Genomic DNA, 11,534 nt, shown 5'->3' on the forward strand with positions numbered 1-11,534 from the left:
CATCTACGCCACCTCCGTCCGGTCCGCCGCCATGCCCGCGGCGTCCAGGAGGGCGGTGCCCACTATGAGGTCGGCGCCGCCGAATTCGTGGTCCTCCAGCTCGGTGCCGTCGTCCACGGCGAACAGCAGCCGCTGCTCGCCCTGGCGGTAGGCGGTGCCGACCGGGGGGCTGGCGGCGTGGACGGCCAGGAGGGCGATCAGGTAGGGCAGGTCGGGGTCGCGGCGGCGGGCCTCGGCGAGGAGGCCGGAGAGGCGGCGCGGGGCGTCCGCGGGGAGGTCGAGCAGTTCCATGGCGACCGCGAGCTGTTCCTCGCTGAAGCGGCTGTCGTCGGGGGTCGCGATGAGGTCCGGCTCGGGCATCTCCGCGCCGAGGTGTTCGCGCTCGACGGGCGGGGTGAGGAGCATGTCGACCAGGTCGCCGACGCGTACGGAGGTGGGCGTCCGCATTCCGGTGCCACGGGCGAAGAACGCGTCGGTGACCCGCCCGGACTGCTCGACGGGGAGCGGCAGGATCGGGGCGAGGAGCTGTCCGTACAGGTCGAGTCCGGCGCGCGCGGCGGGCGGGGCGAACGCCTGGCGGTCCTGCTCGGCGCGGAACAGCGGCCCGGCCTCCAGCAGCCGGGACTGGAGCTGGGTGTGGCGCCGGATGCAGTCCTTGACGATGTCGACCAGTTCGGCGGCGCGCCGCTTGTGCTCGGCGCCCTCGGCCTCGTCGCGCGCCTTGCGGATGTTGGTGAGGATCGCGTTCTCGTGGCGGTAGCGGTCGGCGACGTGGTCCAGCGCCTCGGTGATCAGCTCGGGGACGGTGCGCAGCCAGTCGACCGCGCGGACGTTGCGCCGGGTCGCGTCCAGCGTGCGGCGCAGCGTCTCCGAGTACTGGACGGTGCGGTAGCGGGCCTGCTCGGCGGCGAGTTGGGCGTCGGCGAGGCGGCCGCGGCTGATGAGGACCTCCAGCTTGACCTCGGCGGCGATCTGGGCGCTGGTGACGTCCGTGTCGAGGGCGCCGACCAGGACGTTGACCGCTTCGTCGGTGGTGCGCAGATAGACGCCGCCGCCGGGCCCCGGCACCTCCTCGATCAGCTTGAAGTCGTAGTCGCGGCGCACGTACGCGCCGTCGGCGCCGAACGTCCCGTACACGGCGCGGAAGCCGCGGTCCACACTGCCGACGTTGATCAGGTTCTCCAGCACCCAGCGGGCGACGCGCTCGTGCTCGGCGGCGGGCCGCTCGGGGGCCTGGGCAGCGACGCGGGGCAGCAGCCTGGCCACTATCTGTTCGTGGTCGGCGCCGGTGTCGAAGTCCATGTTGAGCGTGACCAGGTCGATGGCGGCGAGGGCGACCTCGGCCATCGCGTACACCCCGTACTCCCCCGCGAGGTTGGCCTTGCGGGTGTCCAGGTCATGGAGCGGCGCGGTGCACGCGAGCGCGCGCAGCCGCCGGGCCAGGCCCTCGTCGGCGGCCGGGCCGGGCGCCGGGCGGGCTGCCCCGTCATGGCCGTTGAGCTGGGGCGCAGTCGTGGCCCCGGGGGGTGGAGATGTCACGTCGCACAGATTAGGCGGTCGCACCGACAACGCACGAAACGGCGCGGAGATCCCGCTATGTCGGGGCGCGTCGCGCCCGTACACCGGCGCGTCTCCCGTGACTCACCGACCGGTCAGTCTACGGCTTCGCAGGAGTTCCCCGGTCCGCCCGGCGGACCGTCGAGGGCGAGGGCGGCGCAGCGCTCCGCGTACGGGGCGAGGGGCGCGCTCAATGAATCGCGCCTTCGGCGCTGCGCAGATCCGTCTCGGTGCTCGCCGCCGTGGCCGCGATCGCGCGGAGCGCCTCGGCGACCGTGGCGGCGGGCAGGGAGGGTGTGGCCCGGTCCACGACCTGTTCGGGTGCGTACGGGACGTGGACGAAGCCGCCGCGCAGGGCGGGCCACTCGGTGGCGATCAGGTGGGCGAGGCCGTAGAAGACGTGGTTGCAGACGAACGTTCCGGCGGTCTGCGATACGGAGGCGGGGATCCCGGCGGCGCGTACGGCGGCGACGCACGCCTTGATGGGCAGGGTGGAGAAGTACGCGGCGGGGCCGCCCTCGACGACCGGGCCGTCGAGTGGCTGTTGTCCCGCCTCGTCGGGTATGCGCGCGTCGTTGACGTTGATCGCGACCCGCTCGACGGTGATGTCGGGGCGGCCGCCGGCCTCCCCCACGCACACCACCAGTTCGGGGTCGGTCCGGTCCACCGCGGCCCGCAGCTCGTCCAGCGCGGTGCCGAAGACGCAGCTGAGCCGGGCGGTGGCCACGGTCAGACCGGGCGGCGGGTCGGCGGCGACCAGGGAGACGGCCTGCCATGAGGGGTTGACGACCGACCCGCCGAAGGGGTGGAAGCCGGTGAGGAGTACTCGGGTCATGCGATGACCTCTCCAAATGCTCTCGGAATGCTCGGAATACTCAGAAGGCTCAGAAGGCGAACAGCGAGATGATGACGATGTTGCAGGCGAGCAGCGCGCCGGCGGTGGGGATCTGCGCCTTGATGGGACCGTACTGGTCCTTGAGTTCGAGCAGTGCGGCGGGCACCAGGTTGTAGTTGGCGGCCATGGGGGTCACGAGCGTTCCGCAGAAGCCCGCGAGCATGCCGACGGCGAGGACGACGGGCGGGTCGCCGTTCATCTGCTCGATGAGCACGGGCCAGCCGATGGCGGCGGTCATCACCGGGAACGCGGCGAACGCGTTGCCCATGACGACCGTGAACAGGGCCATGCCGACGCAGTACACGGCCACGGCGACGTACTTCTGGCCGTCCGGGAGCAGCTGTTCGGCGATCTTGCCGACCTGGGTGCCGACCCCGGCCACCTGGAAGATCGAGCCGAGGACGGCGAGCAGTTGGGGCAGCAGCAGCGCCCAGCCCATGGACTCCAGCAGGCTGCGGCCGGAGTCCAGCGGGACCGAGGGCCTGCGCTCGCGGACCACGACCATGCCGACCAGCAGTCCGGCGACGGCGCCGAAGCCGAGGCCGAGGATGGTCTCGCTGCCGGTCTCCAGGACCGGTTCGCCGCCGACGTGCCACTCCTTGACGGCCGAGGCGCAGACCACCGCGACCAGCGGGATGGTGAGCGCCGGGATGAACAGCCTGCTGCCGAGCCGGGCGGCGGTGGCGGTGCGCTCCTCGGCGGTGGTGGTGCGCGGGACGCCGCGGCCGGTGAGCCCGAAGCCGCCGAGGCAGACCATGGCGAGGACGGCGACGCCCAGCGGTTCGGCCGGGACCTTCTTCTCGACCACCCAGGTGCTGTAGAAGAAGCAGGCACCCAGCAGGCCCCAGAAGGCGGCGGAGCCGTACCGCTTGGGGTTGCTGCGGTCGACGGCCATCTGGGCGGCCATGGCCAGGAAGACGGCGCCGACGAGCCAGTAGAACCACTCTGTCTTGATCACTTGGCCTCCTCCGCGGTGCGGCTGCCCATGGCAGCGGACGGGCCGCCCGGGGCGGCGAGGTCGCTCTCCAGGGTCCGGTCCAGCCGCAGCAGCCGGGCGCCGTGGATGAGGAAGGCGCAGACGGCGGTGGGGATGGCCCACAAGGCGAGCTGGAGGGGCTCCAGATGGGTGTGGTACGTGGTGTTGACGAAGCCCGTGATGAGCAGGATCGAGCCGATGGCGAGGAAGCAGTCCTCGCCGAAGAACAGCCCGACGGTGTCGGCGCTGGCGGAGAACGAGCGGACGCGCTCGCGCGTCCGCTCGGGCAGGGTGCCGTGGCGCCGCTCGGCGGCTCCCTCGGCCATCGGCGCGACCATGGGGCGCACGCTCTGCGCGGGGCCGGCGATGCTGATGAGGCCGACCGCCGCCGTCAGTTGGCGGATCAGCAGATAGAGGGCGAGGAAGCGGCCGGTGGTGAGCTTGCCGAGCCGTCCGATGAGGGTCCGGGCCTGCTCCTGGAGGCCGTTGCGCTCCAGGAGACCGATGACCGGAAGGGTGATGACGAAGATCGTCACCGAGCGGCTGGAGGCGAAGCCGTTGCCGAACGCGGCCAGGATCTCCTGGGGCGAGAGCTTGCCCAGAAATCCGGTGGCGATCCCGGCGACCCCGACCACCAGCAACGGGTTGCGTCGTGTGGCGAATCCGAGGATCACCACGAGGACGCCCAGGAGAACAATCATGCGTCCCGCCTTTCCGCGCACAGGACCTCACGAGGGGCGTGAGGAGAATGCACCGGAGGCTAGAACTTCGTTGAACAATCCGACAAGAGGTTGACGCCGACTTATTGGTGGTGCGCCGGATCGCTCACCGCTGGGAAACCTGCCTGCCGGGAAACCTGTTGCGCGTAGGCGCCGGACAACTGCGCCTGGGAGTCGTCCAGGTACGAGGCGAGCAGCCGCTCGGCCTCCGCGGCGTCCCCGGCCTGGAGCACCTCCAGGATCTGCCGGTTGCGGACCAGGTAGGGGGCGTAGAAGCGGCGCGGGTCGTCCATCACGTGGAAGACCAGCCGCAGTTCGGCGAGCACCGCGCGCATCAGTTCGTCGGCGCGCGGGCTGCCCGCGAGCGCCACGATCGCCTGGTGGAAGCGGATGTTGGCGGTGGACAGGTCCTGCCAGGCCCTCTCCTGCGCGGCGCGTTCGCCCGCCGCGACGGCCGCCTCGACCGCGGCCAGGGGGTACGGCGGTTCGCCCAGGCCCCGTACGGCGGCGCACTCGACCATCCTGCGCACCCGGTAGATGTCGTGGAGGTCGTCGACGGTGACGATGCGGACGAAGACGCCCCGGTTCAGCTCGTGCACCAGCAGCCGCTCGTGGGTGAGCAGCCGGAACGCCTCCCTGAGGGTGTTGCGGGAGACGCCGAGCGCCCCCTTGACGCTGTCCTCGGACAGCCGGGTGCCGGGCGGGAAGAACCCCTCCGCGATGCGGTCGCGCAGGACGTCCGCGACCCGCTCGGCCGTGCTGGTGCGCCCCAGCAGCGCCCGGTCGGCCTCCAGACCGGCGACTCCGGCGACCTCGGACACCTCGGACGCCTCGGCGAGCCGTCGCTCCACGCCGTTTGCCACGGTTTCTCTCCCTTTGCTCTGTCGCATCCGTCCCGTATGGCGAGAAGTGAAGCCCAGATCCGGAAAGGCGACAACAACTTCTTGTCGGATCGTTCAACGATCGCTAGCTTGTGGTGCCATGGCGAACCCGACGATCGATCTCAACGCCGACCTCGGCGAGGGCTTCGGCCGCTGGCAGCTCACCGACGACGACGCCCTGCTGTCCATCGTCACCAGCGCCAACGTCGCCTGCGGCTTCCACGCGGGCGACCCCTCGACCATGCGCCGGGTCTGTGCGCTGGCCGCCGAGCGCGGCGTCCGCATCGGGGCGCAGGTCTCCTACCGGGACCTCGCGGGCTTCGGGCGGCGCGCCATGGACGTACCACCGCGCGAGCTGGCCGACGAGATCGCCTACCAGATCGGCGCGTTGGAGATCTTCGCCCGGGCCGCCGGGGCGCGGGTGGCCTACGTCAAACCGCATGGCGCGCTCTACAACCGCTGTGTGCACGACGCGGCGCAGGCCGCCGCCGTGGCCGAGGGCATCACGCTGGCGGCCGGCGGCCCGCTGCCCGTGCTGGGCCTGCCCGGCTCCCGGCTGCACGAGGCCGCCCGCGCGGCCGGGCTGCCGGTGATCACCGAGGCGTTCGCCGACCGCGCGTACACCGCGGCGGGCACCCTGGTGCCGCGCGGCGAGCCCGGTGCCGTCGTCTCCGACCCCGACACCGTCGTCAAGCGCGCCCTCGGCTTCGCCCGCGACCAGGCCGTGACCTCGGTCGACGGGCAGCGGATCGAGGTCGAGGCGCACTCGCTGTGCCTGCACGGCGACACCACCGGCGCCGCCGAACTCGCCCGCCGGGTACGGCGCGAGCTGACCGGCGCGGGTGTCCGCGTGGCGGCGTTCGCATGACCGCCGAGCCGGGCGTGACCTGTCTTCCGGTCGGCGACCACGGGCTGCTCATCGAAGTCGGCACCGGCGAGGCCGTGGAGGCCCTGCACGCCGAGCTGCTGCGGCGCGCCGCGGCCCGTACGCTGCCCGCCGTCCGGGAGATCGTCCCCGCCGCGCGCACCGTGCTGCTGGACGGCGTCGCCGATCCGGCCGGTCTCGCCGCCGAGTTGGTGACCTGGGAGATACCGCCGCTGGTCCGCGGCGACGAGGAGGCCGTGGAGGTCCCCGTCCGCTACGACGGGCCGGACCTCGCGGACGTCGCCGGGCTGTGGGGCGTCACGCCGCAGGAGGTGGCCCGGATCCACTCCGGCACCGAGTTCCGGGTGGCGTTCAGCGGGTTCGCCCCCGGCTTCGGCTATCTGACGGGGCTTCCCGAGCGGCTCCACGTACCGCGCCGTGCCACCCCCCGGACCCGCGTCCCGGACGGCTCGGTCGCCCTCGCGGGCCCGTACACCGGCGTCTATCCGCGCTCCTCCCCCGGCGGCTGGCAGCTCATCGGGACGACGGACGCGGTGCTGTGGGACACCGCACGGGAACCGGCGGCGCTCTTCGTCCCCGGCACCCGGGTCCGTTTCGTCCCCGTCACGCCGGACGCAGGCGAAGCACCGCAGGGGGACGCGCCGTGACGGACAGCGCCTTCTCGGTGGTGCGGGCGGGCGCGCTCACCACCGTCCAGGACCTCGGCCGGGAGGGCCACGCCCATCTCGGAGTGCCCCGCTCCGGCGCGCTCGACCAGCCCGCCCACCGGCTCGCCAACCGCCTGGCCGGGAACCCGGACGGGGCCGCGACCCTGGAGACCACGCTGACCGGCTGTGCCGTACGGCTGCGCCGCGCGGCCACGGTGGTGGTCACCGGCGCGCCCTGCCCGGTCACCGTCGACGGCCGTCCCGCGGCGTGGGGGGCGCCGGTGCGGGTACCGGCGGGCGCGGTGCTGGAGGCCGGGGCGGCGACCCACGGCGTGCGGTCGTACGTGGCGTTCGACGGCGGTGTGCACGCCGATCCGGTGCTCGGCAGCCGGGCCACGGACGTGCTGTCCGGGCTCGGCCCGGCGCCGCTCGCCGACGGCGCCGTCCTGCGGCTCGGCACCCCGTACGGACCGGCGCCGGGTACGGACTGCGTGCCGCTGGGGAACGTCGTATCGGAGCTGGTGCTTCCGGTGGTGCTCGGTCCGCGCGACGACTGGTTCACCGCCGCCGGGCTGCGCACCCTCACCACCGGCCGCTTCCGGGTCGCGGCCGCGAGCAACCGGATCGGGCTGCGCACCGAGGGCCCGGCGCTGGAGCGCGCCAGGGACGGCGAGTTGCCCAGCGAGGGCATGGCGCTCGGCGCCCTCCAGGTGCCGCCCGACGGCCGCCCGGTGCTCTTCCTCGCCGACCATCCGACGACCGGCGGCTATCCCGTGGTGGGTGTCGTCCCGGAGCCGTACCTGGCCGCCGCGGCGCAGGCCGCCCCCGGTACCCCGGTGCGGTTCGCGCCGCTGCGCCGCCCGGGTCAGCCGTCCTGGGTGCGGGCCCCGTCCCGGGTGCGCACCGGGCGGCGGTGACTGGTGTCGCACCAGGGGTAGCGGGCGCTGCGCCCGCAGGCGCAGACCGCCACCATCACCCGGTCGGAGCGGGCCGTGCTGCCGTCCTCCAGGACGACCTCCACCGGGCCCTCGACCAGCAGCGGGCCCTCGGGGTCGACGATGACGCGCCGCGCCGGACCCCGGGCCGCTCCGGGCTCATCGGGCACCGGCTCATCGGGCACGGGCTCATCGGGCACAGCTGCTGCACTCCGTCGTACGGATGGCACGGATCACCACCAGCTCCTCCTTGTCGTCTCCCGGGCCGATCAGCCCCCGGGAGGCCAGCCAGGGGCCGCGCCGCAGCAGCACGGGCCCGAACGGGACGACGCGGCGTGCGGTCACATCCGCGTGCAGCCCCTGCTCGGCCAGTCGCTCCAGCGTCGTACCGACGCCGCTCAGCGCGGACTGGACGAGCAGCAGCACTCCCCGTGGGCGCAGCAGCTCCGGCATCCGGGCGCACAGCCGGTCCAGCACCGCCCGGCCGTCGGGCCCCGCGTTCCAGGCGCGCCCGCCTCCGGCGCGCTCGAAGGGCCGGGGGTGGCGCGAGGGCACGTAGGGCGGATTGGCCAGGACGACGTCGAAGCGCCGCCCCGGGGCCACGGACGCCAGACCGCCGAGGCGGACCCGGACCGGCTCGCCGCTGAGCCGGGCGTTCAGCCAGGCCGCCAGCACCGCGCGCGCCGAGACGTCCACGGCCTCGACCCCCGCGGCTCCGCAGCGCGCGGCGAGGACCGCCAGCGCGCCGGTGCCCGTTCCGATGTCCAGCACCTGGGCGCCCTGCATGGCGGGCTCGCCGCGCACCGCCCCGGCCAGCAGGGCGGTGTCGTCCTGCGGCGCATACACCCCGGGAGGCGCAATCAGTCGCATCCGCCCTAGGTACCTCATCGGCAACGATCGAAACCGCGCCGGTACGCCCGGCCGGATGCGTCGGCCGGGCGAACGGGGGCACTCGGCGGCCCGGAAGGAGCAGCGGCAGATCGGCGGAAGAGGAGCGGTCGATGACGAGTCTTCCCACCGGGTTCGCGCCCGCGTCGTACTGGATGGAGTCGGCCCCCGGCCCGGCGTATCCGGCCCTGGAGCCCGGCCCGGAGCGCACCGTCCCCGAGGTCGAGGTCGCCGTCGTGGGCGGCGGCATCGCGGGGATCTGCACGGCCTGGGAGCTGGCGCGGGCGGGGCGCCAGGTGGCGCTGATCGAGGCGGACCGGCTGGCCGCGGGGGCGACCGGCCACACCACGGCCAAGCTCTCCGCCCTCCAGGGCCTCGCGTACCAGGACATCCGCGCCTCGCGCGGCGAGGAGGCGGCGAGGCTGTACGCGGCGTCCCAGGCCGACGCGGTGGACCGGGTCGGCCGGGTCGCCGCCGAGCTGGGCATCGACTGCGATCTGGAGCGGGCCCCGGCGTACACCTACGCCGAGAGCGAGGAGTCGCTGGACGCGGTGCGGGCCGAGGCGGAGGCGGCCGCGGCGGCCGGTCTCGACGCCTCGTTCACGGAGGAGACGGATCTGCCGTTCCCGGTCGCGGGCGCGGTCCGGGTCGCGGACCAGGCCCAGTTCCACCCCCGGAAGTTCCTGCTGGCCCTCGCCGGGGACCTGGTCGCGCGCGGCGGCCGGATCTACGAGAACTCGCGGATTATGGGCCTGGGCGAGGGCCATCCCTGCCGCCTCACCACCGACCGCGGCGCGCGGATCCTGGCCCGCGAGGTCGTGGTCACCACCGCCTACCCGATCTTCGACCGGGCGCTGCTCTTCCCGCGGCTGAAGGTGCGGCGCGAACTGGTCGTCGCCGCGGTGCTGCCCGAGGACCACGCCCCCCGCGGCATGTACCTCACGCCCGAGGACGACACCCGGTCGGTCCGCACCGCGCCCTACGGGGAGGGCCGGCGGCTGCTCATCGTCACCGGGGAGAAGTTCACGCCCGGGGTGGGCAGCGTCGAAGGGCGCTACGAGCGGCTGATCTCCTGGACGCGGCGGCGCTTCCCTAGCGCCGAGCCCGCGTTCCGCTGGGCCGCGCAGGACAACTGGACCACCGACCACGTGCCGTACGTGGGCCCGCTGCACCCCGGCGCCCGGCACGCGTACGTGGCGACAGGCTTCGCCGGATGGGGCATGACCGGCGGCGTACTCACCGGACGGCTGCTGGCCGGGCGCCTGACGGGACAGCCGCTGCCGTGGACGGACCTCTACGATCCGCGGCGGCTGAACCCGCTGCGGGAGACCCCGGCGCTGCTCCGGCTGCAAGGCGAAGTGGCGCGCCACTTCTTCGGCGACCGGATCTCCGGGGACGGCGCGGACGCGGTCCGTGACATCCCGCCGGGCGGCGGCGCGGTCGTCCGCGTCGGGGCGGGGCAGCGCGCCGTCCACCGCGACGAGGACGGCGCGCTGCACGCCCTGTCCGCGCGCTGCACCCATCTGGGCTGTCTGGTGCGGTTCGACGACGCCGAACGGACCTGGGAGTGCCCGTGCCACGGGTCCCGCTTCGCCGTCGACGGCAGCGTGCTCCAGGGCCCGGCGGTCCACCCGCTGGAGCGGTACGACGACCTCGGCGCCGGACGCCACGGAACCGGCCCGGACGGGCACGACGGGCCGGACGGGGAGGGGCGGCGGTGACCACCGAATCCCGGAACGCGGCCACGCACGCGACGCACGGCGCGCCCCCGCTGCCGGAGGCCCGTGGTCCGCTGTCCGCGGCGGTCCGTACCGCCCTGCTCCGAGCCCCGCCGCCGAAAGATCTTCCATCGGTCGGGGCCGCCGACCCGTTCGGCGAGGACCTTCAGCTCGCGCTGTACCTCGCCTACGAACTCCACTACCGCGGCTTCGCGGGCGTCGACGAGGCGTGGGAGTGGCAGCCGGACCTGCTGCGGCTGAGGGCCGCGCTGGAAGACCGGTTCCTCGGCGCGCTGCGCGAGGCCGTGCCCGGTGGCGCGGATGTGGCCGGGGAGCTGGACGCGCTGCTGGTCGAACCGCTGGACGCGCCCGGCGTCAGCCACCACCTCAGGAGCCGGGGCACCTGGGGGCAGCTGCGCGAATATCTGGCGCACCGCTCGCTGTACCAGCTGAAGGAGGCCGATCCGCAGGCGTGGCTGATTCCCCGGCTGACGGGACAGGCCAAGGCGTCGCTGGTGGCGGTGGAGTTCGACGAGTTCGGGGCGGGCCACGGCGACCGGGTGCACGCCCGGCTGTTCGCCGAGGCGATGGCGGGCGCGGGGCTCGACCCGGGGTACGGCCGCTACCTGGACCGGGCGCCCGCCGAGACGCTCGCCACCGTCAACCTGATGTCGCTGCTCGGTCTGCACCGCTCACTGCGCGGCGCGATGGCCGGGCACTTCGCCACCCTGGAGATCACCTCGTCGCCCGGGGCCCGGCGGCTGGCGCAGGCCCTGGAGCGGCTGGGTGCCGAGCCCCGGTGCGTACGGTTCTTCACCGAGCACGTCGAGGCCGACGCGGTGCACGAACAGCTGATGCGCCGGGACGTCATCGGCGGCTTCCTCGCCCAGGAGCCGGAGCAGGCCCCGGCCGTCGTCTTCGGGATCCAGGCCACCGGCTACCTGGACGCGCGCTGGTCGGAGCGCCTGCTCGGGGCGTGGGCGGCCGACCGCCCGTCCCTGCGCCTGCCGCTGTGCGACGGCTGACCGCCGCGCGGCGGGGCGCTCCGGGGCTGGCCGCCGCCCGGCGAGGGTGCGCCCCGCGCCTGCCGCCGTGCCCGCTGGCGCAGCACCCGGCGCTCCTCCTCGTCGGTGCCGCCCCACACGCCGTGGGTCACCCCGCTCTCCAGCGCGTAGGTGAGGCACTCGTGGGTCACCGGGCAGCGGTGGCAGACCTCCTTGGCCAGGGCCTGCTGCGCCTGGGCCGCGGGTCCGGCCACCCCCACCGGGAAGAACAGCTCGGGGTCCTCGTCCACGCATGCCGCGCTCTGCCACCATTCCATGACTGCCTGCCCCTTCTGTGGTGCGTCGTGGTGGGAGCCCGCCGTCGCCCGCGCGGGTCTGACGCGTCCAGTGGGTGGAGATGGAAAAGGAGGCCGACCCCGCGCACAAGG

At 74.1% G+C, this 11,534-nt stretch carries 13 protein-coding genes; 5 read left to right on the forward strand and 8 right to left on the reverse strand.

Going from position 1 to position 11,534, the window contains the following annotated elements:
• Positions 1-3: 3 nt before the first annotated feature.
• From HYQ63_RS06030 to HYQ63_RS06050, 5 genes are all read right to left on the reverse strand, one after another.
• On the reverse strand, positions 4-1,539 hold the full coding sequence (locus HYQ63_RS06030) for a hypothetical protein (RefSeq protein WP_179932867.1): 1,536 nt from the start codon (positions 1,537-1,539) through the stop codon (positions 4-6).
• A 208-nt stretch (positions 1,540-1,747) separates the two neighbouring features.
• Positions 1,748-2,392, reverse strand: a complete 645-nt coding sequence (gene pcp / locus HYQ63_RS06035) for a pyroglutamyl-peptidase I (protein WP_179932868.1) — start codon at positions 2,390-2,392, stop codon at positions 1,748-1,750.
• A gap of 49 nt (positions 2,393-2,441) precedes the next feature.
• Complete coding sequence (locus tag HYQ63_RS06040) at positions 2,442-3,410, reverse strand: DUF979 domain-containing protein (RefSeq protein ID WP_179932869.1); 969 nt, start codon at positions 3,408-3,410, stop codon at positions 2,442-2,444.
• A complete protein-coding gene (locus tag HYQ63_RS06045) occupies positions 3,407-4,129 on the reverse strand; it encodes a DUF969 domain-containing protein (RefSeq protein ID WP_179932870.1) in 723 nt (240 codons plus the stop codon). The genes HYQ63_RS06040 and HYQ63_RS06045 overlap by 4 nt, the downstream gene beginning before the upstream one ends.
• A 101-nt stretch (positions 4,130-4,230) precedes the next feature.
• Entirely contained in the window at positions 4,231-5,010 is a 780-nt protein-coding gene (locus HYQ63_RS06050) for a GntR family transcriptional regulator (protein ID WP_257231654.1), read from the reverse strand.
• Positions 5,011-5,128: 118 nt separating this feature from the next.
• Between HYQ63_RS06050 and HYQ63_RS06055 the strand changes: the two genes are divergently transcribed.
• The 3 genes from HYQ63_RS06055 to HYQ63_RS06065 are packed head-to-tail and all read left to right on the forward strand — an operon-like array spanning position 5,129 to position 7,478.
• Positions 5,129-5,896 carry a LamB/YcsF family protein gene (locus HYQ63_RS06055; RefSeq protein ID WP_179932872.1) on the forward strand — a complete coding sequence of 256 codons (768 nt, stop codon included), beginning with the start codon at positions 5,129-5,131 and terminating at the stop codon, positions 5,894-5,896.
• Positions 5,893-6,561: a 5-oxoprolinase subunit PxpB gene (gene pxpB / locus HYQ63_RS06060; protein WP_179932873.1), complete on the forward strand. Its 669-nt coding sequence runs from the start codon at positions 5,893-5,895 to the stop codon at positions 6,559-6,561. Before HYQ63_RS06055 ends, pxpB begins: the two co-directional genes overlap by 4 nt.
• Positions 6,558-7,478 (forward strand): biotin-dependent carboxyltransferase family protein, encoded by a 921-nt coding sequence (locus HYQ63_RS06065; protein WP_179932874.1) that lies wholly within the window; start codon positions 6,558-6,560, stop codon positions 7,476-7,478. The genes pxpB and HYQ63_RS06065 overlap by 4 nt, the downstream gene beginning before the upstream one ends.
• Here the strand turns inward: HYQ63_RS06065 and HYQ63_RS06070 are convergent.
• The gene (locus HYQ63_RS06070) at positions 7,427-7,696 is read right to left on the reverse strand and encodes a CDGSH iron-sulfur domain-containing protein (RefSeq protein WP_373689034.1); all 270 of its coding nucleotides are present in this window, start codon (positions 7,694-7,696) and stop codon (positions 7,427-7,429) included. The genes HYQ63_RS06065 and HYQ63_RS06070 overlap by 52 nt on opposite strands.
• A complete protein-coding gene (locus tag HYQ63_RS06075) occupies positions 7,686-8,366 on the reverse strand; it encodes a HemK2/MTQ2 family protein methyltransferase (protein WP_179932875.1) in 681 nt (226 codons plus the stop codon). The genes HYQ63_RS06070 and HYQ63_RS06075 overlap by 11 nt, the downstream gene beginning before the upstream one ends.
• Before the next feature lie 131 nt (positions 8,367-8,497).
• Between HYQ63_RS06075 and HYQ63_RS06080 the strand changes: the two genes are divergently transcribed.
• Positions 8,498-10,105 carry an FAD-dependent oxidoreductase gene (locus HYQ63_RS06080; protein WP_179932876.1) on the forward strand — a complete coding sequence of 536 codons (1,608 nt, stop codon included), beginning with the start codon at positions 8,498-8,500 and terminating at the stop codon, positions 10,103-10,105.
• On the forward strand, positions 10,102-11,127 hold the full coding sequence (locus HYQ63_RS06085; RefSeq protein WP_179932877.1) for an iron-containing redox enzyme family protein: 1,026 nt from the start codon (positions 10,102-10,104) through the stop codon (positions 11,125-11,127). Before HYQ63_RS06080 ends, HYQ63_RS06085 begins: the two co-directional genes overlap by 4 nt.
• On the opposite strand, the gene HYQ63_RS45875 is transcribed toward HYQ63_RS06085, so the two are convergent.
• Positions 11,040-11,423: a WhiB family transcriptional regulator gene (locus tag HYQ63_RS45875; protein WP_179932878.1), complete on the reverse strand. Its 384-nt coding sequence runs from the start codon at positions 11,421-11,423 to the stop codon at positions 11,040-11,042. The two genes, HYQ63_RS06085 and HYQ63_RS45875, sit on opposite strands and share 88 nt — an antisense overlap.
• Positions 11,424-11,534 lie beyond the last annotated feature (111 nt).

It is taken from the genome of Streptomyces sp. Rer75 (assembly GCF_013414305.1).
GTDB lineage: Bacteria > Actinomycetota > Actinomycetes > Streptomycetales > Streptomycetaceae > Streptomyces > Streptomyces himastatinicus.

What these genes read in the sequence shown, in the direction of transcription:
- pcp (WP_179932868.1), bottom strand. Translation starts at nt 2,392, where the DNA reads ATGACCCGAGTACTCCTCACCGGCTTCCACCCCTTCGGCGGGTCGGTC.
- HYQ63_RS06045 (WP_179932870.1), bottom strand. Translation starts at nt 4,129, where the DNA reads ATGATTGTTCTCCTGGGCGTCCTCGTGGTGATCCTCGGATTCGCCACA.
- HYQ63_RS06055 (WP_179932872.1), top strand. Translation starts at nt 5,129, where the DNA reads ATGGCGAACCCGACGATCGATCTCAACGCCGACCTCGGCGAGGGCTTC.
- pxpB (WP_179932873.1), top strand. Translation starts at nt 5,893, where the DNA reads ATGACCGCCGAGCCGGGCGTGACCTGTCTTCCGGTCGGCGACCACGGG.
- HYQ63_RS06075 (WP_179932875.1), bottom strand. Translation starts at nt 8,366, where the DNA reads ATGCGACTGATTGCGCCTCCCGGGGTGTATGCGCCGCAGGACGACACC.
- HYQ63_RS06080 (WP_179932876.1), top strand. Translation starts at nt 8,498, where the DNA reads ATGACGAGTCTTCCCACCGGGTTCGCGCCCGCGTCGTACTGGATGGAG.
- HYQ63_RS45875 (WP_179932878.1), bottom strand. Translation starts at nt 11,423, where the DNA reads ATGGAATGGTGGCAGAGCGCGGCATGCGTGGACGAGGACCCCGAGCTG.